The following is a 23,109-nucleotide window of genomic DNA, read 5'->3' on the forward strand; positions in this document are numbered from 1 at the left end:
CCGTCTCGAGATGCGTCGCTGCCGGGTACAACAGCGTTAGCCGAGGTCGACCGGATCGACTTTCAGGTACTCCCGGGAGACGACCGTCGCATACGACCCCTTCGGGAGCGCAAACGAGAGCGTCAGCGGGTCGGTCTCGAGGGTCAGATCCGTCCGCAGGAGGATTGCCCGCCGGGTGCCGGTCGAATGGAATTCGCTGGGGAGGTCGAAATCAGATGGCTCGAGGCCCAGATCGTCAAGGACGGCGCGTTCGATCTCGCCTTGTTCACCGTCGGCCAGCTCCGTCTCGGTGCCGACCAGCGGCGCGGTGACGAACGCTCGGCCACGCTCGCAGTGGCGTGTCACCGAGTCGACCCGGCGCTCGTCGACGCGCTGGAGCCGGTCGGGGTCGGGAAGTTCGAGTCCATCAGGCGCGTCGGTGTCAGCAAAGCAGGCCACGTCGCCCGCAACGGGGCGATCGAACGGCAGGCCGCGCTCGAGCCGTTCGGACAGCATCAGGTTGAATGCATACGACTGGGCTGCGTGGACGAACAGCCGCTGGAGGTTCGACGGCACGCGCTCGAGGGCGGCTCGGAACTCGTCGGGACCGGGCTCGCCATCGTACTCGGCGAGCGCGTGGATCATCGACCGTTCGTACCGGAGACGATTCGGAACTCGCTCGAGGGCTTCCTGCCAGTCGCGCGTTTCCTCGATGAAGGCTCTGGCCTCCTGGGTCGACTCCGGTTCCGCATCCGTCGGATTCCCGAGGTAGGCCATCACGGCTCCTTCCCAGTCGTCGCGGACGATCGCGAGGCCGACCTCGTGGGTAACCGGTCGGCGGCTACCAAAGCGCTGCTGGCCGAAGAAATTCGGAACGCCGATCGAGATCGCGTCGTCGTTCCCCTGATCTTCGAGGCCGCCGAATTCGTGCAACTCGTCGGTAATTGGCGCAGCGTTGTCGGGCCACTCGGGCTCGCTAACGACGAGTTCGAAGGCGTTGCCCGCGAGGTCGCCGAACTCGAGGTTTCGGCCCGCCCGGCCCAGCACCTCGATCTCGGCCCCATTGATATCGGGGATGTCCTCGGGGTCTGCCCCGTAGACCGAAAACAGCTGCGTGGTCACGGCGTACTTGTCTTTCGTTCCGGCCCAGTTGACGCGCTCGCGGGAGATCCCGAGCGCATCGGAGACCCGCGACGCGAAGTCGTTGGTATCCCAGCCCTGCAGCGTCGCCCGGAAGACGAGATGTGGGTAGGCGTCTGTCGAGACATCGATCGGTTCGGTGTCGAAGCGCTCGAGTTCGCGTACCCGAAAGTGCTCGTCGTCCTCGCGCAGGCGGCCGCCGACGCCGTCGGTATCGCTAACGTAGTGGTCCATGCCGACGGCCTGCTCGGTGGGATGGGCTGGGCGCATGCTGGTTGCCGGGGCTTGGTGTGCGGAGCCTAAATCGGTTCGTTCTCGCGGCGGACGCTTAGTCCGTCCGCGGGATCGATCGCGCGCCGAGCGCGAAGGCGATGACGGCGAGCGCGGTGAGGATTCCAAGGTTCGCGAGTGCCGGATCGATGCCGGCGACCGTGGAGACCTCTGCGCCCGCGTACGTCGCGGCCCGCACGCCGCGTGCGAAGTAGGTCAGCGGCGAGAGATTGACGAGCGGGCCGAACCAGCTGGGAAGTTGCGACAGCGAGATGAACGTCTCCGAGAGGAAGAGTAGCGGCAGTCCAATCGCGTTGCTGGCCGCGACCGCGCCGTCTTGGGAGTCGGTGTAGCTGCCAAGCATCGCGCCGACGCCACAGAAACAGACGACGCCGATCAGGATGTACGGTATCAAAAGCGGTGAGAACGCGATCTGGGCACCCGTCAGCAGGATCACCAGTCCGAGAATGAGCAGGCTCGCCAGTCCGATGATCGCGGCGTTGACTGCAGTCTGGGCGAGCAACCATTCTCCTCGAGTCAGCGGTGTCGTCGCGAGTTTCTCGAACCGACTGCCCTCGCGGTGACGTGCGACCTCGCTGCCCATCCGCGACAGCGGTGTAAAGAGGACGACGACGGCGAGATAGCCCGGCACGTAGTAGGCTGCCGGCTCCGTGAACAGCCCCTCTCCCGTCGGATCGGTGCGGATCAGCGCGCCGAAGATAACGATCAGGATCACCGGGAAGAAGAACGTGAAGAAGACCGCCGTCCGCCGGCGGACAAAGGATCGCCAGCCCGCACTCGTCTCGGCCCTGACGCGTCCCATCCGGCTCATGCGGTCTCACCCGCCTGTGCGAGGTCTGCGTCTCCACTCTCGCTCTCGAGTCGATCCGTTCGCTCGCGTTCGGTCGCGTCGGCCAGCGCGAGATAGACGTCCTCGAGATCCGGTTCGGCCCACGAGAGTTCGGTGTACGCGATGTCGTGCGTCTCGAGATAGTCGACGACGGTCCCGATCGCGGCGGGATCGATGTCGCGGACGACGACCGCGCCGTCTGGCGTTCGGCCCCGAGTGCGTTCCGGTCGGTCGACCGGATACGCGAGGTCGGCGAAAGCGTCCGGGTCGGCTTCTGTCTCGACGGTGAGCCGACTCGAGCCGCCGTGGTCCTGGACGAGGTCAGTAGGTGTCCCTTGAGCGACGAGCGAGCCGTCGGCGAGCAGACCGACGCGGTCGGCGAGTCGCTCGGCTTCGGCCATGTCGTGTGTCGTGAGGACGACCGTCGTTCCGGCGTCGGCGAGATCCTCGATCAGTCGCCAGACGGTGCGCCGACCGGCGGGGTCGATGCCAGTCGTCGGCTCGTCGAGAAAGAGCAGATCGGGGTCGTTGACCAGCGCGGAGCCGACGCAGGCCCGACGCTGCTGGCCGCCCGAGAGGTCCTCGTACCAGGTGTCGCCGGCGTCGACGAGGCCGACGTCCGCGAGGACGTCCTCGGGATCGCGCGCGTCGTCGTAGAGGCCGGCGTAGTACGCGAGCAGTTCGCGAGCACTGAGCCGGCCCGGCGGCGAGAACTCCTGTGGGAGGACGCCGAGCCGGTCGCGATCGACGGCTGCTGGCGATGCGCCGAGGATTCGTGCGCTACCGCCGTCGGGTTCGGTCGTCCCCGTCAGCGCACGGACGAGCGTCGTCTTCCCGGCCCCGTTCGGCCCGATCAGTGCGAAGACCTCGCCGCGTGCGACCGACAGCGAGGCCCGAGACAGGGCGACGGTCTCGCCGTAGGTCTTCTCGAGATCCGTTGCTTCGACTACGGCTTCCATAGGGGTCGGTTCCCACGCATCGCGGGTAAGGGGTTCGATTCGGCCGGCCGCGGGGGTCGGCTCAATAACACTCCATGTTTGCTCACGGCGCTTCGCACCGTTCGCATCGCGGTTCTCACTCACTTCGCTCGTTCCGAACCGCGCTCTTGCCGTCGCAGGCTCAACCGTTACCGGCCGGACTGTGGTACTGCCTCGAGAATGCCCCAGCTCGGATACACCCTCTCGAGCGAAGAGTTCGGCCCGACGGAACTGGTCGACATCGCCCGACGTGCCGAGAACGCCGGCTTCGACTTCCTCTCGATCTCGGATCACTTCCACCCGTGGGTCGCTGCCCAGGGGGAGTCGCCGTTCGTCTGGTCGACACTCGGCGGGATTGCGACGGTGACCGACGAGATCGAGGTCGGCGTCGGCGTCACCTGTCCGACGACTCGCATCCATCCGGTCAACGTCGCCCACGCCGTTGCGACCATCGACGAGATGCTCGGCGACCGCTTTACGTTCGGCGTCGGCACCGGCGAGAACCTAAACGAGCACGTCACCGGCGAGCGCTGGCCCGAACACGACGTCCGCCTTGCAAAGCTCGATGAGGCGATGGACGTCATGCGCAACCTCTGGACCGGCGAGACGACGAGCCATCACGGCACTCACTACACGGTCGAGAACGCGCGACTCTACACCGTCCCCGACGACCAGCCGACGGTGATTGGGAGCGCGTTCGGGTCGCAGACGGCCCGGTGGGTCGCCGACAACACGGACGGACTCTGGTGTTCCGGCCCGAAATCGGAGCCGGTCGAGGCCTACGAGGATGCAGGCGGCGACGGGCCAAAATACACCCAGCTACACGGCTGCTACGCTGATAGCGAAAACGAGGCGATCGACACGATCTACGAGGGGTGGCCCAACGGCTCGATTCCGGGCGAACTCGGCCAGGAGCTATCGACGCCGGCCCACTTCGAGCAGGCAGCGCAGTTGGTCGAGCGGGAGGACATCGCCGAAAGCGGGACCACAACCGAACCGGACCCACAGGCCCATATCGACAGCATCGAGGCGGCGATCGACGCCGGTTACGACCACGTCTACTACCATCAGATCGGCCCGGAGCAAGGGAAGGCACTCGAGTTCTACGAGGCGGAGGTGTTGCCGTCGTTCTAGGTTGCAACCGCGACGAACTGGTTGATCGCCTCGTCGCTTCCCGCGACGATCAGCGTATCGTCCGCTCGGACGACAAACCCCGGCCCAAGATCGGTCAGCAATTCGTCGCCGCGTTCGACTGCGACAACGGTACACCCCGTTCGCGCCCGAAGGTCAACGTCTCCGAGGCTCCGACCGACGAGCTCCGGCGCGGCCGTCCGGACGAGCTCGAACTGCGTCTCCGGCGTGAGGACCTCTTCGTCTTCGATCAGCACCGACGCGAGCATCCGGCCGGTCACCGTCGACAGCGAGAGGACGTACTCCGCACCGGCCCGGTAGAACTTCGGAATGTTCTCGGTTTCGTTCGCTCGGACGATGATCTCGATGCTGGGCGCGATCTGTTTGATGACCAGCGTCGCATAGATCGACGCTGCATCGTCGTCGAGGGTCAACACGACCGAGCGGCCATCGGTGACACCTGCCGTCTCGAGGACCGATTCGTCGGTGACGCTGCCAACGATATCGACCCCGTCGGCGTCGACGGTATCGATCGTGAACGTGGTGATGCCCTCATCGGCTAGCGTTTCCACCGCGGCTTGGCCGACGACGCCGTAGCCGCCGACGACCACGCGTTCCGGGCGGCGCTGCAGGGTCGACACCGTTCGCGATTTCAGCTCCGTGAGGTCGTCACGACGGCCCGCGACGAGCAAGATCGTGTTGTCGTCGATTACGTCGTCGGGGCCGGGAACGGGGACGAACTCGCCGTTGAACCACGCGCCGATGACGGTAATTCCCATGCGATCACGAATTCCCGACTCGGGAATCGTCTGGCCGACGAGGTCACTGTGTGCCTGGACGAGCAGTTCGGTCACGGTAAAGTCCTCGCTGAGTTCGATCGTGTCTCGAAGTTCGGTCGAGACTGCCGTCGTCGCCTTCGTCGCAAGGCTCTGGCCGAGCACCCGCCGCGGGCGGACGATCTCGTCGGCCCCGGCGTAGCGGTGGTAGCTCGCGACGTCCGCGTCCTCGACGACGCTGACGATCCGCAGCTCACTCGAGAGTTCCCGGGCGGTGAGGATCACCATCGCGTTGGTCTCGTCGTCGATGTCGGTGACGAGCGCCCGGGCGTCGGTGGCGTTTGCGGCACGAAGCGTCTCTGCCTGGTCGAGTTCGCCGTAGATGGCGTCGATGCCGTCGCGATCGAGTTCGACGACGAGTTCCGGGTCGTCGTCGATGAACACGTAGGGCACGTTCGCCGCCTCGAGTTCCTCCGCGAGCACGTCCGATCGCGGCGTGTACGAGCAGATGACGACGTGATCGGTGAGGTTGGTCGACTCTGGCGGCCGATCCTCGAGGGCCTGCTGGAACAGCGGGACGACGAGCAGCGGCAGCGCGAGGAAGACGAGCAAGACGCCGGTGAGGTTCATCCCGATCACCATCAGGTTCGTCGGGACGCTCTGCCAGTCGGCTGAATCGCCGCCGAAGCCAGCGGTCGTCAGCGCTTCGATCACGAACTGGAGTGCCTCGAAGTACGACATGTCGACCCCCTCGAAGGCGGCCATTCCGGCCTGATAGATGCCGGCATAGACGAACACGAGGACGAAAACGGCCACCAGTGAGAGCGCGATCCGACGCCACCAGTAATTCATCATCGATTAGGTGTCCGTCGAGCAGTTTGTAGCTTCGGAAACACCGCCCTCGAGTGTCCCACAATGGCCCGCCAGCGCGCGATCACCGCTTCCAAACCCGTTTTGGCAGTTGCCACCGAATCCGCTTCCATGGAGTATACCACGCTCGGCAACACGGGGACGACTGTCTCGAAACTCTGTTTCGGCACCTGGCGCTTCGGTCGCGAGACCGGTGGCGTCGTCGAAACGGACCGCGAGGAGGCCCACGACCTCCTCGACGCCGCCTGGGACCACGGGATCAATTTCATCGATACGGCCAACGTCTACGGCGACCCCGACGGAACCAGCGAGAAGTGGATCGGCGAGTGGCTCGACGACCACGACCGTGAGGACTTCGTCATCGCCTCGAAGGTCTACTTCCCCTTCGACGGCTGGGGCGAACCCGGGCCGAACGACTCCGGACTCGGACGCAAGCACATCCGCGCCCAGATCGAGGGCACCTTAGAGCGACTGGGGACTGACTACCTCGATCTGTACTACATCCACCGCTGGGACGAGAACACGCCGATCCGGGAGACGCTCCGGACGCTCACCGACCTCGTCCGTGAGGGGAAAGTCAACTACCTGGGAGCCTCGAGCATGGCCGCCTGGAAGCTCACCAAGGCGCTGTGGGAAAGCGACGTAGAGGGCCTCGAGCGGTTCGACGTGACCCAGCCGATGTTCAACGCCGCCGATACGGACGACGTCGGTGACTACCTCGACGTCTGTGCGGATCAAGACATCGCGATCTGTCCGTACTCGCCGCTTGCCGGCGGATTTTTGACCGGGAAATACGAGCGCGCCGAGGACGGCACCGTCGTCGCGCCGGACGGCTCGCGAGCCAGCCTCACCGACCTGTTCGAGGATCGCTATACGAGCGACACTGCCTGGGAGGTCCTCGAGGCCGTCGAATCAGTTGCGGACGAACTCGACGCCACGCCCGCACAGGTCTCACTGCGATGGCTGATGGCGCAGGACCGCTTTACCTGCGTGCCGATCGTCGGCGCACGCACCCCGGCCCAACTCGAAGAAAACGTCGGCGCGGTCGACCTCGAGTTGAGCGACGACCAGTTCGCCCGGATCGACGACGCGCGTGGTGTGGACGACGACGGCTATCGCTAAACTGAGTTCGCGGTGGGCTCGAGCCCGACGCGATACGCCGTCAGGTTCTCGTAGCCGTCCTCGGTGACGACGACCAGGTCTTCGATACGGATGCCGCCGACTGCGGGATCGTAGATACCGGGCTCGATCGAGATCACATGGCCCGGCTGCAACTCGCCGCCGGCCGGTGAGACGCTTGGCTGTTCGTGGACGTCGAGGCCAACGCCGTGGCCGGTGCTATGGATGAAGCCCGTCTCGGTGGTTGGATCGCTCCGCAGCGTCGCGTAGCCTGCGTCCTCGATCACATCGCAGGCCGCACCGTGGACATCTGCGCCGGTGACGCCAGCTTCGACGGCCTCGAGGGCGGCCTCGTAGGCTTCGCGCGTGACCTCGTAGCGCCGGCGGGCCTCCGCGCCGGGATCGCCGCGGGCGAACGTGCGGGTCATGTCGGCGTGGTAGCCCGTCTCCTTATCGCGGGGGAAGATGTCGATCACGATCAACTCGTCGGCTGCGAGCGGCCCGCTGCCCCGATCGTGCGGGTCCGCGGCGTCGGCCCCGCAGGCGACGATCGTATCGTCCAACGAACAGCCGTGGCGCAACAGTGTAATTTCGATTTCCTGTTTGACGCGTTCGCTGGTGAGTGGGTCGCCGTCGTAAACGAGGGTCCCGTCCTCGACGGTCGCGGTGGCGAGCAGCTCCTCGGCCCGTGCCATCGCGGCCTCGTTTGCGTGCTGGCTCGCTCGGATCTGCTCGAGTTCCCAGTCGGTTTTTGTCGCGCGGATGTCGGTCACGATCCCCTCGGGCTCGAACGTCACCGTGAAGCCGTGTTCGCGGAGGCCGTCGGCGGTTCCGGTCGGAAACGTCTGTGGCACGGCGATCGAGTCGACGTCGTGATCCGCGAGAAAGGCCGCGATCGTTCGAATCCGTCCCTCGTACTGGCCGTGCTCGGCGACCAGTTCCTGGTAGTCGTAGGCGGCCCGTCGAGTGACCGCGTCCGCGTTCGCGTCGGCGGTCGCGCGACCGTACTCGAGTCCGGAGACGAGCAGAGAGACACCGTCCTGCGTGACGAGCGTCTGATAGGGATCCGGCGCGGTAAAGCCCGAGACGTACCGCTGGTCGGCGTCCGCGGCGTCGTCGTCGATCAGGTAGCCATCCAACCCGTTGGCTGTGAGAAACTCTCGAAGTGCGGCGAGATCAGCATCGACGTTCATGACTGAACGTGGGAGAGCCGCGCACAAAACACCGGGGGTCACGGGCATCATCGACTGATCGAACCCACAGACTTATCATTAGAGATGGTAATCTCCCGCGTATGAATCGTCGGCGGCTCCTCGCTGTGGGGGTCACGGCTGCACTTGCCGGCTGTGTGAGCTATCCGGGTGACGACGAGCCGCCCGAAACTGAGCCCCCTGAAAGCGAGACCCTCGTTCGCGACGCCATCGAGACGCGCCGCCACATGACCGACCTGCAGGCCCGTCGGACCATGACGGTCGAAACGCCCGACGAGACCGTCGAGCGAACGGAACGCATCGCACGCAACCCGCCGGCCAAACAGCGCATCGAGGTCCTCGAGTCGACCGATCCAGATATCCCAGCCGGCGCTGTGACCGTAACCAACCGAGCCACGACGTGGGAGTACAACCCGTCGACGGCGGTCGTCGACAAACAGTACCATCCGAACAAGGTCGATACCGATCGGACACGGCTCGTTCTCGAGAGCCTCCTCGAGAAGTCCCGCCTCGGCTACGAAGGGGTCGAAACTGTCGATGGCCGCGAGGCACACGTTATCGAGACGAAGCCGCCGGTCGACGACATCGGGCCGACGATCAACCTCGTCGTCGGGGAGACGACCTTCGTCGTCCCACTCCGGATGACCGGCGATCCCGATGCGATGGATCTCTCGCGGACCGTCTGGATCGACGACGAGTACCGGTATCCGATCAAGGAGCGAAACGCAGTCAGCATCGACGGCGAGACGCGCCACGAACTGACCGTCACGTACGAGGATCTAGTGATCGACGCAGGACTCGAGCCGGGGACGTTTACGTACCACCCACCGACCGACGCGACCGTCGTCACCGACGGGCGCAAGCCGTTAGGCGTCTTCGAGTCGCGAGCGGCTGCCGAAGCAGTCGCTCCGTATCACCTGCCGGAGCCAGCAGTCCCAGGGTCGTATCTCCTCGATCGGGTCACTGTCGTCGAGAAGGCCGAACGGTTCGGGACGACGACGACGCTGTGGTACAACGATCCGAACGTGGTCGCACGCGAACTCTACGTGGCCGTCCGGGAAGTCCAGCGGTTCAGCCCCGACGTCCTCGAGGAGATCGAAGTCGACGGTCACACGGCCTACCGTCGCGATGGGCGGATTCAGAGCGTGTTCTGGACCTGTGATGATGTGAGCTACGAGGTCTCGAGTCTCACCGACGACGCGCCGCTGCTCGAGATCGCGTCGTCGATCGGCTGTCCCTGATTGAGTGACGGGATCGGCCCGTACTAATATGTGAACGAGAATACAAATGGTCGTGGTATGGAGAAGACGAACGAATCGGACGTCGACTGGCAAGAATACGACCGTGACGAGACCACGTTTCATCGGAAGGAGCTCTCGAGCGCCGTCGATGCAGCCGCGCTCGGCTGTAGCCTGTATGAACTCCCGCCGGGAATGCGCTCGTGGCCCTATCACTACCACACAGCCAACGAGGAGGCGCTCTACGTCCTGTCAGGTGACGGGAAGCTCAAAACCGAAGCTGGCCTCGAGGCGCTGACAGCCGGTGACTACGTCACGCTCCCGGCGAACGAAAGCGGTGGCCACAGAGTCGTCAACGACAGCGAGAAACCACTTCGATATCTCGCGATGTCGACGATGAACGAGCCGGACGTCACCGTCTATCCGGAGATGGACAAGTTCGGCGTCTTCGTCGGCTCGCCGCCGGGCGGCCGCGGAGAACGGACGCTCGAGGGCTACTACCACATCGACGATGAGACTGAGTACTGGGAGGAGTGACGATGATGTCGGTTCTCCAAAGAATTATATCCTACACATGACTTTGTGTTTTCATGAAAGTAGTGAACAAATCTGATGCACCGGCACTCACTCGCAACGACGGGCTGGTCTCTCACATCCTCCACTCACAGCACGAGGTCTCGGAGACTGACCTGACGATCACCTGGGTCGATGTCGAACCGGGGGCACGGCAAGTGAGACACGAACACGACCCGGAACAGGTCTACGTCATCCTTTCCGGCACTGGTGTTATGGCCGTCGGCGACGACGAACGCACAGTTGCAGCTGGCGATCTCGTGCATATTCCGTCGAACACCGAACACAGCCTCGAGAACACCGGTGACCGACCGCTCGAGTACGTCTCCGCCGCAACGCCGGCGTTTCCAGCCGCCGAAGTCGACGAGTTCTACGACCAGTAGCCGGGTACACTCGTGAGACGTCGATAGGCTTTTTCCGGGGCCCTGCGAAACAGTCGCACAATGGACAACAGTACGAGCCGGGTGATGGGTCGATGACAGGCGTTCGCGAGTGGATTCAAACGGCCCGCGAGGAGCGGTGGGGAATGATGACTGATCTGGTATTTGCAATCCTCTGGGTGACGGGGGTTGATCTCATCGTCCGTCTCCTTGATGGACCGGACTGGGCCCGCTATATGTTCATGGCCGCAGGGATCGTCGCGTACTTCGGACTCGTCTGGAGTTTCGAAGCCGCGAAACAAACGCAGTAGTACAGTAGCGACCGCTGTCGGTTGCAGTCGGAAGCGACACCAGACGAGGTTTTGTCAGCGAGTGGTGCCGCCGAATACGGTTTTCTGGTTGGCTATAGTAATACGGTTTCTTTATCCAGTGCAGCTCGTGAAACCCGCGTTCAGTAGAGTGGATGCACAGATCGCTTAGACCATCTCAGTTTGACCCACAAGGCATACGTAATGTAAGACAAGACAAATTTATATGTTCTTGAAGAAGCGAACAAGTGAGATTTTAGTGGCCACTGCCGCATTTCTCTTTGTTCTTGGGACGTTGACTGGCTTGCGGGTCTGGGACTTGGAACCCGCGACTTCAGTACAATCGGCAATTGTCAATGGTGCTGCGCTCTTTATTACTGTTATCGTTGTCCTGCGGGCGTTTCAGGGTACAGACCTCGTTGGGAATTGGATACTCACATTCGGCCCAAGTTTTGGTTTCACACTCAATCTGTTCATCCCAGTCATGGCGAATCCGGCCGCTTTCATATATCCACTTGTCACCGGAGCAATCGTATCTGGCGTGATTACACTGGTTGGATACTCGATCGGACGAGGTTTCAGCGTGGTTTGGAATAGACAGGACGCGTAACCAGATTCAATAAGCACATGTAGTGACCGAACTGGCCGGTTTGGTTTCGGACTTACTTTCAAGAATAATTCTGGATAACGAAGTCGCGCTATTATCTACTGAGAAGCAAAAGCCGTCGTAACTGATTGCCGAGGGGAGCCGGGTCAGACGACTGGACAGCACAGGTTCCACATCAGCAGTAACCAGACTTCCTGCCGCGCAGTTCGATCGGGTCCGAATTAACAGCTACAAATTATTTCAGTCGTAACTAGACGTATTGTGGCCGAATAAAACCGTGAAAAACGCTGCGTCTATGCCGAGTCGCGGCTATCGACGACCATCACTGGTGACGTCACGCTACGAAGCGTTCGTTCGGCGACGCTGCCGAGCAATGCACGCTTGATGCCTGAACGGCCGTGCGAGCCCATGACGACGAGGTCGATGTCGTTGTCCTCGACGTAGTCCTCGATCAGCGAGTGAGGTCTGCCCGCCGAGACGTGCTCGACGGTCTCGAGGCCGTGTTCGGCGGCGCGGTCGGCGACGAAGCCGGTGGCGCTGTCGGCACGGTCTTTGATCTCGGTCATCTCGCCGAAGTGACCCTGTTCGATACGATCGAGCTGTTCAGCCCCGAGACTGAGACTCATCGAGTCGGTATCGACCACGTACAGGGCGTGTACTTCGGCCCCATACTTTTCGGCGAGGCCGATCGCGTGCTCGACCGCCGCTTCGGACGTTTCGCTGCCGTCTGTCGGAACGAGTATTTTCTCGTACATTGTCTTAGTCGTCGAGGGGTTCGCCGCCGTCGGTCACGACGTCTTCTGCAGACTGCTGCTGGCCCATCGGTTCGGGGCTGTGACACTGTCGGACCATCTTCTTGGTCTTGAGCGACGGTTCGTCGGTCATCACGGAGACGATGATCGTGACGGCGAACACGACTGGAACGCCGACGAGTGCCGAGCCGATTGCCGGCAGCCACTGTGCAAGTGCGGCGACGTATGGCTCACCGTTGCTGATGTACGTGGGCAAGACCTCGTTGATCATCGGGATGAACCAAATGGTCAGGCCAGTGAGCATCCCGGCGAGTGCGCCCTGACGGTTCGTGTTCTCCCACCAGAGACCGAGGAAGAACATCGGGAACAGCACCGACCCGGCCAGCGAGAACGCGTAGGACACCAGTGCGCCGATCGGTGCCGCGGGGTCGAGTGCAGCCAGCGTGGTCAGGACGCCCAGGGCAACGATGCCCAGCCGACCGACGAGAATCTGCTGGCGCTGCGTCGCGTCTTCGTTGATGAGGTTGACGTAGATGTCGTGGGAGACTGCCGAGGAGCCAGTAATGAACAGCCCGGCAGTCGTTGCAATCGCGGCGGCGATCCCGCCGGCAGCCACGAAGCCGACGAACCACTGTGGGAGGTTCGCGAACTGCGCGGCGACCACGACGAGAACGTCGGCAGTTGCTGCGGACATGCCGCCCTCTGCAGCGTACGTCGTGGCGGTGTTGGGGTTCACGTCGAACAGCCGCACACCGAAGGCCGTGTACGCCGGCGCACCGAGGTACAGCAGGAGGATGAAGAACAGCCCGGTCACGGTCGACCAGCGGGCAGTTCGTTCGTTTTCAACCGTGTAGAACCGGACCAGGACGTGAGGGAGCCCGCAGGTCCCGACGACCAGCGAGAAACACGTCGCGATCCAGAGGTACGGGCTGGCGGTTGCGAACGGTTCGCTGAACTCGGAGCCGAGCTCACTGATCAGCATCCCGTATTCGATCTGCGGGAGCACCGTCGAGTAGCCCTGCGTCCAGCCGACCACGTACATGCCGGCCAGGAAGGCACCGATGAGGATGACGTACTGGACGGCCATGTTCTTGGTCGCACCCATCATGCCCGAGAGGGTGAGGTAGAGGACCGTAATGGCCATCATGACGATGACCATCGCCTGGTAGCCGCTGAGCCCGGCGAAGCCGATGTCGCCGAAGATGTACAGGCCGACAAGGGCCATCCCGCGGGCCTGACCGATCGCGTAGACGAAGGCGATCAGGAACGCCGTGACTGCTGCGATGCCACGTGCAGTATCAGAGTTGAATCGGTCGCCGACGAAGTCCGGTGCGGTGTACTTTCCGAACCGGCGCATCTGTGCGGCCATGAAGATAAGCAGGATGAAGTATCCCGTCGTCCAGCCGACGACGAAGGCCAGTCCGTAAAAGCCCGAGAGGGCGATCAGCGCTGCCATCCCGAGGTAGGATGCGGCCGACATCCAGTTGGCCCCAATCGCCATCCCGTTCTCGATGTTCCCGATCGACCGGCCCGCGACCCACATGTCCTCCGTGTCGGCCACGCGGAACACGAAGCCGATCAGGAGGAAGATCGCAAGCATCCCCAAAACGAGGACAGCCGGTGCAAGCTTGAACGAGACGTCCATTCCCTGCGGTAGCAGGCCCGACTGCAGGAGGGTTCCCGTGCCCGTCATTGGTCGACACCTCCGTCAGTTGCCGTGGCGTCTTCGGCGCTGCCGGCCGTTCCCGTCGGCTCCGAGTGGTCGATGCCGTACTTCGCGTCCAGCTGGTCACGCTTGCGGGCGTACCACGCCGAGAGGATCAGCGCACCGGATGGCGCACAGAAGGCCACCAGGAAGTAGTGCAGTGGGAACTCGATGACTGGTATCTGCGAGGTCATCGTCTCCGGTGCCGCGATCGTCGCGAACACAGGGCCGAACACGAGGATCGCCCAGGCGATAAAGCCGGTCCAGATCACACGCAGGTGATCGCGCATGAACGGCGTACTCGGGTTCAGCAAGTTGATCTCCGCACTGAGGTAGTCGGTATTTCGGTGGGACTGGCCTGGTTGTCCGGCCACCCCCCCGTCCGTTTCGATCTGTTTGTCAGTCGAATTGTGGCTGTTATTATCTGGCATATTGTGACGAATCGTGTTATTGACTTGTTTGTTATCTTAAAAAGATATGGGTTGGTTAGTCGGTCGAGACCTGCTCCGCGATGTCGTCGACGACATCCGGGTTACGCAGCGTCGAGGTGTTCCCGAGCTCGTTGCCGCTCGCGATGTCCTCGAGCAGGCGGCGCATGATCTTGCCCGAGCGCGTCTTGGGCAGTTCGTGCGTAAAGACGATCTCCTCTGGCTTGGCGATCGGACCGATGGAGTCGAGGATGGCCTCGGCGGCGCGCCCCTCGAGTTCCTCGCCACCCTCGTAGCCGTCTTCGGGGATGGCGTAGACGTAGACGGCCTCGCCTTTGACCTCGTGGTCGCCGCCGACGACGGCGGCTTCGGCGACGCCTTCGACGCCGACGACGGCCGACTCGATCTCCATCGTGCCGAGGCGGTGACCGGAGACGTTGATCACGTCGTCGACCCGGCCGAGGATGGTGATGTAGTCGTCCTCGTCGATCTTCGCGCCGTCTTCGGGGAAGTAGACCCACTCGTCGGCCTCCTCGTCGGAGTACTCGTTCCAGTACTCGTTGATGAAGCGTTCGTCGTTGTCGTACAGCGTCCGGAGCATGCCGGGCCACGGGTTGTTGACCGTGACGTAGCCGGCTTGGCCGGCGTCGACTTCCTCGCCGTTGGCGTCGACGACCTGTGCGTCGATGCCCGGCAGCGGCGGCCCGGCGGAGCCGGGTTTCATCTCACAGACACCGGGCAGCGTCGTGATCATCATGCCGCCGGTCTCGGTCTGCCACCAGGTGTCGACGATCGGGCACTCCTCGTTGCCGATGTGTTTGTAGTACCACTTCCACGCGCGTGGGTTGATGGGCTCCCCGACGGTCCCGAGCAAGCGCAGGCTCGAGAGGTCGTGTTGGGCGGGGTACTCCTCGCCCCATTTCATGAACGCGCGGATCGCGGTCGGTGCGGTGTAGAAGATGTCGACCTCGTTTTTCTCGACGATCTCCCACATGCGGTCCTTGTCGGGGTAGTCCGGCGTGCCCTCGTACATGACGCTGGTGGTCCCCAGCGCGAGCGGCCCGTAGACGATGTAGGAGTGGCCCGTGATCCAGCCGATGTCCGCCGAACACCAGTAGGTGTCGTCGGCCTCGATGTCGAGGACGGCGTGGCTCGTCCAGGCACTATAGGCGAGATAGCCGCCGGTGGTGTGTTTGACACCCTTCGGCTGGCCGGTCGTGCCCGAGGTGTACATCAGGAACAGCATGTCCTCGGAATCGCGTGCAACCGGCTCGACCGTCGATCCCTCGTACTCGGCGACGAGGTCGTCGTAGTCGTGCTGGTTGTCCGCGAGCTCGTGGTCGAGATCGTCGCCCAGTCGGTCGACGACAACGACGTCGGAAACCTCGTGCTCGACGCCCTCGAGGCCCTCGTTGGTCTTCGAGATGTGATCGAGCGCGTCCCCGCGGCGGTAGTAGCCGTCGCAGGTGATCAGGTATTCGCTGTCGGCCGAGTTCATCCGGGTTGCGAGCGCGTCCGCCGAGAAGCCGGCGAAGACGACGCTGTGGGGAGCGCCAATGCGGGCACACGCCAGCATCGCGATCGGCAGCTCCGGAATCATCGGCATGTACAGCGTGACGATGTCGTCTTCTTCGACGCCGAGGCCACGCAGCATCGCGGCGGTGTCTTCGACTTCGTCCAGCAGTTCCTCGTAGGTGTAGGTGCGCGTCTCGCCGAGTTCGCCTTCCCACTCGATCGCGACGTTGTCGCCGGCACCGTCCTCTACGTGTCGGTCGAGACAGTTGTACGAGGCGTTGAGTTCGCCGTTGGTAAACCACTCGTAGAACGGCGCGTCGCCGTCGTCGAGGACAGCGTCGTACTCTTCATCCCACGAGAGGAGATCAGCCGCACGCTCCCAGCAGCCCGGCCAATTCTCCTCAAACTCCTCGTAGATCCCAGGGTCAGTGATATTTGCCTGCTCGACGAACGACTCGGGCGGCTCGAACGTGTCCTGCTCCGCGAGTCGTGCCTCGAGATCGGCATTGTCCTGTGACATGGTACACCCAGTCAATTATCGACTACCATAGTAAAGGCGGCCTCTAGTTGTGCAAAATCGATCCGATACTCACAGGGTAACAGAGGGAATATTGACTATATTAGGGGAAAAGCGGCAGCCTCACACGCGAAAAACGGGGTGAAATCGGTGGTGCGACGAGCCACTCGATGGCAAGCCGTCAGCTCGTGCGTGCCAGTCGATATCAGATCAAGCGTCAGTGACACTAAATCGAACGACGGATCTAGAGACTTAGTCTCAAATCGACCAGTAAGCGCCACCCCCTCACACCACAGTCGCGCGATCCCGAACTGCCGGCAGTGGCTCGTGAACAGGCGGTCTAACCGTCCGGATCGTCCAAGAACGTTCGAAGCAACTCGTGTTGGCCCTTTCGCAGGTGATTGTGCAGCGTCGGTGAGGAGACACCCATCGCGTCCGCGACCTCCTCGGCCGTGCTCTCTCTGGGCCAGTCGTAGTACCCGCCGAAATACGCCGCGCGAAGCGCTGCCTCCTGGCGATCTGTCAAGCGGTCCTCGAGGCCTTCCCGGAACTCGCGGGCAGTCTGGACGGTGCGTTCGGTCTCACGTTTTCCGACCAGTTCGGAGTCCGGAAACACGGATCGCAGGCCGTCGAGGATGGTCCGAATATCCGCATCGACTGCACAGTCGCCGGTGATCGTCCCCGTGCCGTCCTCGAAGACCGCCTCGCGGACGGTGACGCCGTACTCCGTCAGCGTGACGATCGGACAGGAACCGTCGATAACGAACTCGATACGCCAGCCGTCTTCGTCGGTCTCGACAAGCCGACAGTCCTCGATTCCAGGGTCGTCTTCGGCGAGTTCGAAGACGTCGGCCGGTGACGCTCCCTCGAGACGGACGTAGTAGAGCTGGGTCGACTCGTCGATCGGGACCAGCGAGTCGAGTTCGAAGCGACAATCGAGTCGTTGTGATGCGTCGACGAAAAACGAGCGTTCGTCGCGACAGGCGACCTCGAGTTCCGTCACGCGGTCGGACAACAGGAGGTTTCGCCGGCGGATGGCGGCGATCGCGTAACCGACGTGCCGACCGATCGTCGAGAGCCACGCGCGCTCGTCATCGTCGAACGCACCTGGGCGCTCGGTCGCGACCGAGAGGAGCCCGTAGACGGTATCGCCGTAGGCAAGCGGGACTCGCGCGACGGCCCCCTCGAACGTGTCGTCCTCGAGCGATGCCGTCACGTCGGTTGCGACGAGGACCGTCCGGTCCCCGGCCTGGGCTGCCGTCGCCGAATCCGCGCCGTCGGGACCGGTGGCTGGCTCGTTGTCCCATTTCTCAGGGAGGACGCGCTCGACCGCATCAGGCTCGAGCCCGCTGGATGCACGCCACTCCCGACGGTGGTCCGACATCGTTGCGCGGTCGATCCACGCGAACTCGTAGGCTGTGCCGTCGGTGAGGGCGGTACAGGTCGACGTTTCGATCTCTTCGTGATCCGTTGAATCTAGTAACGCGTGCGTAACGTCTCGGTGACGGCGTGCGACCGCGTACAGTCGATCGAGTTCCTCGCGCTTTTCGCGGGCGGTCGCGAGTTCCTCGTGGGCGACCGTGACGTCGCGGACGAAGACGGCAAACCCCCGGTGTCGGCCCTGATCGTCCCGCAGCGGCGAGATGACTTCGGTCGCGCGAAACTGTGAGCCGTCCTTGTGGACACGCCACCCCTCGGTCTCGGTGCCCGATTCCTCGATGGCCGTCGACAGCGCTCGTTCGGGCGCGCCGTCCTCGACGGCGGCGTCGGGATAGAACGTCGAAACGTGCGTGCCGACGATCTCACCGGCTCGGTACCCGAACATGGCCGCTGCACTGCGATTCCAGCGCTCGACGTAGCCGTCCGAATCGAGCCGAAGCAATGCGTATCGATCGCTTGCCGCTAGTAAGAGGCGAATGACGCTGTCGTCGCCGATCACTGGGCCCGACTGGCCGCCGGATCGGTCGTGTCCAGGGCCCGACGGCCGCTCGACGGCGTCGAAGGCGTCGACGATTTCGGTATCGGTCGGCTCGGGTAAATAGGACTCGAGGGCCTCGAAACTGCGCCAGCCGCCCGCTGTTTTGACGACGCGGGGATTGACGTCGTGTTCGACCAAGGCAGTGTGGGCGAAGTACTGTCGGAGATCGCTCGTCGAAAGGTCGGCAAGCCCAGGGTCGTTAAACAGTTCGCTTGCCCGCTCGGCGACGTCAGAGACCAACATCTGTAGCCGGCGAGTCGTCACCGAGAACACCCGCTCATTGGTCGAGAGCCCGTTACTCCGTGCGTATCGCCGGAGTTCGCGTTCGACGCGAGTCGGCAGATACGCGGTTCGATCCCGCCCACCGTCGTCGGACGGAACCCGGACGAGATACCGCGGTGGATCGATTCGTACCTGCTCGATGTCGTCGATCGTGAGCCGCGTGAGCTCCGCCGGCCGGAGGCCGACGTCGGCACAGAGGCGAATCACCAGCGCCTCGCGGTAGGTTTCGGCAGCGTCGAGAAGCGACTCGTACTCCTGGCTCCTGAGTACCGCCCCCATCCCCTGCTCGAGGCTCATAGTTCGCTCCTTTTGGTTTCGCGAACATAATTGTATCGCCTCTTCCCGGCGTTCGTAAGGGGTAATCGAGATCGGTCAGAAACTCCAACCCGGATTGATTTCGGACTATCTGAGTTTACGAAACGTTACTGGCCGGAGTGGCTGCCGTCCCCGACCTCGGCCTGAATCTCACCGACGATCTCGGGATTCCGGAGTGCGCTCGTGTCCCCGAGCTCCTCGCCGTTGGCGACGTCCTCGAGCAGGCGGCGCATGATCTTGCCCGAGCGGGTCTTGGGTAGTTCCGGCGTGAAGATCACCTCGGCGGGGCGGGCGATCGGGCCGATCGCTGCCTCGATGCTCTCGAGGATGGCAGAACGGATGCTTGCATCCGGCTCGCGCTCGCGTTCGGTGCTGACATAGGCGTAGATCTCGGTGTTGCCGGTCTCGTTCGAGCGACCGACGACGGCGGCCTCGGCGACGCCATCGACGTCGGCGATCGCGCCCTCGATCTCCATCGTGCCGAGCCGATGGCCGGAGACGTTGATGACGTCGTCGACGCGGCCGAGGACAGTGATGTAGCCGTCCTCGTCGATCCGGGCCGTGTCGCCACTGAAGTAGCGCCACTCGTCGGCATCGGGATCGGAAAAGCGCTGCCAGTACTCGGTGACGAACCGCTCGTCGCCGTCATACAGTGTCCGGGCCATTCCCGGCCACGGACGAGCGATCGTGAGATAGCCAGTCTCGCCGGGTTTAACCGCCTCTCCTTGGGAGTCGATCACGTGAGCGTCGATTCCTGGCAGCGGCGGGCCGGCCGAGCCGGGTTTCATCTCGTCGACGCCCGGCAGCGTCGAGATCGCCACTGCGCCGGTCTCGGTCTGCCACCACGTATCGACGACGGGACAATTGCCGCCGCCGATATGCTCGCGGTACCAGTTCCAGGGGCGGGGACTGATCGGCTCGCCAACGGTGCCGAGCAACCGCAGCGAGGAGAGATCGTGTCGGCCAGGATAATCAGGCCCCCACTTCATGAACGCGCGGATCGCCGTCGGGGCAGTGTAGAAGACGTCGACGGCGTTTCGGTCGACGATCTCCCAGAGTCGATCCCGGTCGGGATAGTCGGGCGTCCCTTCGTACATGACCGTCGTCGTCCCAAGCGCAAGCGGCCCGTAGACGATGTAGGAGTGGCCCGTAATCCAGCCGATGTCGGCCGCACACCAGTAGGTGTCCTCGGGCTTGATATCGAGGACTGCATGGCTCGTCCACGCGACATGGGCAAGATAGCCGCCCGTCGAGTGGACGACGCCTTTCGGCTGGCCAGTCGTCCCCGAGGTATACATCAAGAACAGCATGTCCTCGGCGTTACGCGAGACCGGCTCGACCGTCTCGCCGGCGAACTCGGCACACAGCTCGTGATAGTCCCACTCGTCGTCGCCGAGAACGTGTGGCATATCGTCGCCAAGCCGGTCGACGACGACCGTCCGGACGTCCTGCTCGAGGCCGATGCGGGCATTATCGGCTTTGCTCTTCTGGTTGAAGGCGTCGCCACGCCGGTAGTACCCGTCGCAGGTGATCAGGAACTCGCTGTTTGCGGCGTCCATCCGTGTCGCGAGCGCGTCCGCAGAGAGGCCAGCGAAAACGACACTGTGGGGTGCACCGATCCGGGCACACGCCAACATCGCGATCGGCAGTTCGGGGATCATCGGCAGATAGATCGTGACGACGTCGTCCTCTTCGACACCGAGGTCGCGCAGCGCTGCCGCGAACTCGTTGACTTCGACGTAGAGGTCCTGATAGGTGTAGGTCCGGCGCTCGCCTTGCTTGCCCTCCCAGCGGATCGCGGCGTGATTTTTCCGCCCCGACTCGAGATGGCGATCCAGACAGTTGTAGGCGGCGTTCAATCGGCCATCGGAAAACCAGCGGTAGAAGGGGGCGTCGTCGTCCTCGAGGACGGTGTCGTAGGGGTCGTCCCATGAGAGGAGGTCGGCCGCACGCGTCCAGCAATCCGGCCAGTTCGTCTCGAAGCGCTCGTGAATCGCCGGATCCGCGACGTTCGCCTGCTCGACGAACGAGTCGGGAGGACTGAGGGTGGAGCCTGACGGTGTCGAGGTCTCGTGGCTCCGCCCGTTTCGTTCGACCATGTATCGTTCGAAACGTGGTCGGTCAGATGAATAAACGTTCCTCTGGACCACCGCGCAGTGAGACGCGCCGTTGCAATCAATGAAACGGTCGGTTGAACCGTATTTCGGCCCACAGCAGGGCGATTCGAGCGTCGTTGGGGCTCAGAATCCGTCCTGGGTGGAATCGAGATCCGAGCGGTCGTCTGAATCGTCCTCGTCGCCGGGTTCGCGGACGACGTAGACGTCGTACCGCTGATCATTTGCGACCGGGCTGCCAACGCTCGACTGGGGAGCGATGACCGAGCCCGCGTTCTCGGAACCGATGAAGACGACCGACGCCTCGAGGTCGCCGGCGACCCGTCGGATCTCGCGGACGACGTTCGTCGTCGATGTCGCGGTCGGCTCGTCGGAACTGACCCGCTCGGAGCGGACGGTCGCTTCCGGTGCGACCTCTTTGGCGCGGGTCTGCATGCCCGCGGCGATCGTCTCCGGCTCGAACGGTTCGCCCTGCGTGATCCAGCCGCGATCCCGTGCGTACTCCTCGTCGTCCGGAATAACCGTCAGAACGACGACTTCCTCGTCGAGGAGATCACCGAACGTGGAGGCGCGCTCGAGTGCGTTCATGGCCAACTCCGACCCGTCGAAGGGAACGAGCAATGACATAGGGGTATGTCATACGACAGCGGACGTAAATGTTCTCCCTCCAGCAAACGGGGACTCGGGTTCGAGTACTGTTTGACACTCATCCGGGCTGCTATCACTGTGTCCCGGCACACCCACACCCGTCATGCGGGTGTGCCGGAACTGACGTCCAGTCGTTCGTATCACTGGTCCCGGGCATCGTCGTCACCGACGACCAGTACCGTCCGATCGGCGACCCTGACGACCCTATCGATGGTGCTGCCGAGCAGTGCCCCCTTGAGCGACGAGCGGCCCCGGGCACCGACGACGATCACGTCGATGTCGTTCTCGCTTGCGTACGCGAGAATCTCTTCGTGGGGGACGCCGGTCCGAACCGCCGTCTCGACGGCCACGTCGGCGTCAGCCGCTTTCGATTCGACCGTCTCGAGCCAGCCTGCGGCCCGCTTGCGAAGGTGTTGCAGAGCCTCATCGGGATCGACGATCCCCGTGTCGTACTCGGTCCGGTCGTCGGCGACGGCGATGCCGTACAGTGGCGAGTCGAACTGCGCTGCGAGCGCGAGCGCGTAGTCGACCGCAGTCGTCGCCGTCTCGCTGCCGTCAGTTGCGACCAGAATCGAATCGTACATACGTAATGCTAGGTGCCCCCGCGAGAAAGGGCTGTGGCTCTGACCGGGTATCGCACGACTGCTCGAGTCGATATCGAACCCACCGGTCCCGACAGGCCGATCAGTTTGCGTCGGTCGAAACGGCGTCCAACTCGTCCTGTGCGATCCCCCGCGCCGCCGTTGCCTTCACCGAGGCGACGATCGAGCGGCCAGGCTCGAGTCCGAGCGTCTCGACGCTTTTGCGGGTGACAAGCGCCACGAGTTCGGGCGAGTCGGCTCCATCGCCGTTTGTGTCACGCTCGAGTTCGATTCCCACCCGCACGACGGCATCACCGGTATCGAGCCACGAGATGGTACCCGAAAACCGGTTGCGGACGCTGGTTCCCTCGGCTCGTGGCACCTCACTGGGCGCATGTAGACTGACCGCATCGGAACGGATCGTCACGGCCACGCGTGCGGCGTCGGCCGGGGCGACCGCCAGTACCGCACCGACGGACGTCTCGACGGTTGCGAGTTCGCCGTCACGATCGACGACCGGCCCCGACAGGGCCGTTTCATCGACGCGCGCGACGCCCTCGTAGGCTGCGACCAGCCGATCGAACCGCACCAGCAGCTCTCGCGCCGTCTCCGTCAGGGAACTCCCACCACCGTCGGCACCCCCGCGAGTCCGCTCGACCAGCGGGCCGATCGACTCCTCGAGTGCCACCACCCGCTGCTGGAGGCGCGGATAGGATCGCTCGAGGGCGTCTGCTGCACCCGACAGCGAGCCACAGTCGTCGATCGCGCGCAACATCTCGACGTCGCTTCGATCGACGGTCACGTCGTCGATCCGTAGGTAGGGGTCGAACGCTTTTTCCATGATC

20 protein-coding genes are annotated in these 23,109 nt (G+C 63.5%); 6 read left to right on the forward strand and 14 right to left on the reverse strand.

The window, feature by feature from the left end:
- Positions 1 to 36 precede the first annotated feature (36 nt).
- Genes truD through BSG09_RS00240 form a run of 3 tightly spaced genes read right to left on the reverse strand, consistent with a single transcriptional unit; the run spans position 37 to position 3,198 of the window.
- Complete coding sequence (gene truD / locus BSG09_RS00230; RefSeq protein WP_092928893.1) at positions 37 to 1,389, reverse strand: tRNA pseudouridine(13) synthase TruD; 1,353 nt, start codon at positions 1,387 to 1,389, stop codon at positions 37 to 39.
- A gap of 58 nt (positions 1,390 to 1,447) precedes the next feature.
- A complete protein-coding gene (locus BSG09_RS00235) occupies positions 1,448 to 2,221 on the reverse strand; it encodes an ABC transporter permease (RefSeq protein WP_092928895.1) in 774 nt (257 codons plus the stop codon).
- Positions 2,218 to 3,198 carry an ABC transporter ATP-binding protein gene (locus BSG09_RS00240; protein ID WP_092928897.1) on the reverse strand — a complete coding sequence of 327 codons (981 nt, stop codon included), beginning with the start codon at positions 3,196 to 3,198 and terminating at the stop codon, positions 2,218 to 2,220. Before BSG09_RS00240 ends, BSG09_RS00235 begins: the two co-directional genes overlap by 4 nt.
- 198 nt (positions 3,199 to 3,396) lie before the next feature.
- Between BSG09_RS00240 and BSG09_RS00245 the strand changes: the two genes are divergently transcribed.
- A complete protein-coding gene (locus BSG09_RS00245; RefSeq protein ID WP_092928898.1) occupies positions 3,397 to 4,350 on the forward strand; it encodes a TIGR03557 family F420-dependent LLM class oxidoreductase in 954 nt (317 codons plus the stop codon).
- Here the strand turns inward: BSG09_RS00245 and BSG09_RS00250 are convergent.
- Positions 4,347 to 5,975 (reverse strand): potassium channel family protein, encoded by a 1,629-nt coding sequence (locus tag BSG09_RS00250; protein WP_092928900.1) that lies wholly within the window; start codon positions 5,973 to 5,975, stop codon positions 4,347 to 4,349. The genes BSG09_RS00245 and BSG09_RS00250 overlap by 4 nt on opposite strands.
- A 129-nt stretch (positions 5,976 to 6,104) precedes the next feature.
- On the opposite strand from BSG09_RS00250, the gene BSG09_RS00255 reads away from it, so the two are divergent.
- Positions 6,105 to 7,115 carry an aldo/keto reductase gene (locus BSG09_RS00255; protein WP_092928902.1) on the forward strand — a complete coding sequence of 337 codons (1,011 nt, stop codon included), beginning with the start codon at positions 6,105 to 6,107 and terminating at the stop codon, positions 7,113 to 7,115.
- Here the strand turns inward: BSG09_RS00255 and BSG09_RS00260 are convergent.
- Positions 7,112 to 8,305 (reverse strand): M24 family metallopeptidase, encoded by a 1,194-nt coding sequence (locus tag BSG09_RS00260; RefSeq protein ID WP_092928904.1) that lies wholly within the window; start codon positions 8,303 to 8,305, stop codon positions 7,112 to 7,114. The two genes, BSG09_RS00255 and BSG09_RS00260, sit on opposite strands and share 4 nt — an antisense overlap.
- Before the next feature lie 101 nt (positions 8,306 to 8,406).
- Between BSG09_RS00260 and BSG09_RS00265 the strand changes: the two genes are divergently transcribed.
- The 4 genes from BSG09_RS00265 to BSG09_RS00280 all read left to right on the forward strand — a co-directional run bounded on the left by BSG09_RS00265 (position 8,407) and on the right by BSG09_RS00280 (position 10,825).
- Positions 8,407 to 9,564, forward strand: coding sequence for a LolA family protein (locus BSG09_RS00265; RefSeq protein WP_092928906.1), 1,158 nt, complete (start codon positions 8,407 to 8,409; stop codon positions 9,562 to 9,564).
- Between the two features lie 57 nt (positions 9,565 to 9,621).
- Positions 9,622 to 10,098 carry a cupin domain-containing protein gene (locus BSG09_RS00270; protein ID WP_092928908.1) on the forward strand — a complete coding sequence of 159 codons (477 nt, stop codon included), beginning with the start codon at positions 9,622 to 9,624 and terminating at the stop codon, positions 10,096 to 10,098.
- A 53-nt stretch (positions 10,099 to 10,151) separates the two neighbouring features.
- Positions 10,152 to 10,517, forward strand: coding sequence for a cupin domain-containing protein (locus BSG09_RS00275; protein WP_092928910.1), 366 nt, complete (start codon positions 10,152 to 10,154; stop codon positions 10,515 to 10,517).
- Positions 10,518 to 10,609: 92 nt separating this feature from the next.
- Positions 10,610 to 10,825: a hypothetical protein gene (locus tag BSG09_RS00280; RefSeq protein WP_092928912.1), complete on the forward strand. Its 216-nt coding sequence runs from the start codon at positions 10,610 to 10,612 to the stop codon at positions 10,823 to 10,825.
- 897 nt (positions 10,826 to 11,722) lie between these two features.
- On the opposite strand, the gene BSG09_RS00290 is transcribed toward BSG09_RS00280, so the two are convergent.
- From BSG09_RS00290 to BSG09_RS00330, 9 genes are all read right to left on the reverse strand, one after another.
- Positions 11,723 to 12,184 (reverse strand): universal stress protein, encoded by a 462-nt coding sequence (locus BSG09_RS00290; protein ID WP_092928916.1) that lies wholly within the window; start codon positions 12,182 to 12,184, stop codon positions 11,723 to 11,725.
- 4 nt (positions 12,185 to 12,188) lie between these two features.
- Positions 12,189 to 13,874, reverse strand: a complete 1,686-nt coding sequence (locus BSG09_RS00295; RefSeq protein ID WP_092928918.1) for a sodium:solute symporter family transporter — start codon at positions 13,872 to 13,874, stop codon at positions 12,189 to 12,191.
- Positions 13,871 to 14,317 (reverse strand): DUF4212 domain-containing protein, encoded by a 447-nt coding sequence (locus tag BSG09_RS00300; protein WP_092928921.1) that lies wholly within the window; start codon positions 14,315 to 14,317, stop codon positions 13,871 to 13,873. The genes BSG09_RS00295 and BSG09_RS00300 overlap by 4 nt, the downstream gene beginning before the upstream one ends.
- A gap of 55 nt (positions 14,318 to 14,372) precedes the next feature.
- Positions 14,373 to 16,349, reverse strand: a complete 1,977-nt coding sequence (acs, locus tag BSG09_RS00305; RefSeq protein ID WP_092928923.1) for an acetate--CoA ligase — start codon at positions 16,347 to 16,349, stop codon at positions 14,373 to 14,375.
- A gap of 337 nt (positions 16,350 to 16,686) precedes the next feature.
- Positions 16,687 to 18,903: a bacterio-opsin activator domain-containing protein gene (locus tag BSG09_RS00310; protein ID WP_092928925.1), complete on the reverse strand. Its 2,217-nt coding sequence runs from the start codon at positions 18,901 to 18,903 to the stop codon at positions 16,687 to 16,689.
- A gap of 125 nt (positions 18,904 to 19,028) precedes the next feature.
- Positions 19,029 to 21,020 (reverse strand): acetate--CoA ligase, encoded by a 1,992-nt coding sequence (gene acs, locus BSG09_RS00315; protein WP_092928927.1) that lies wholly within the window; start codon positions 21,018 to 21,020, stop codon positions 19,029 to 19,031.
- 141 nt (positions 21,021 to 21,161) lie between these two features.
- The gene (locus BSG09_RS00320) at positions 21,162 to 21,662 is read right to left on the reverse strand and encodes a universal stress protein (protein WP_092928929.1); all 501 of its coding nucleotides are present in this window, start codon (positions 21,660 to 21,662) and stop codon (positions 21,162 to 21,164) included.
- Positions 21,663 to 21,823: 161 nt separating this feature from the next.
- Positions 21,824 to 22,267 carry a universal stress protein gene (locus tag BSG09_RS00325; protein ID WP_092928931.1) on the reverse strand — a complete coding sequence of 148 codons (444 nt, stop codon included), beginning with the start codon at positions 22,265 to 22,267 and terminating at the stop codon, positions 21,824 to 21,826.
- A gap of 100 nt (positions 22,268 to 22,367) precedes the next feature.
- Positions 22,368 to 23,105, reverse strand: a complete 738-nt coding sequence (locus BSG09_RS00330; RefSeq protein ID WP_092929446.1) for a TOBE domain-containing protein — start codon at positions 23,103 to 23,105, stop codon at positions 22,368 to 22,370.
- Positions 23,106 to 23,109 lie beyond the last annotated feature (4 nt).

It is taken from the genome of Natrinema hispanicum (assembly GCF_900111485.1).
Lineage (GTDB): Archaea > Halobacteriota > Halobacteria > Halobacteriales > Natrialbaceae > Natrinema > Natrinema hispanicum_A.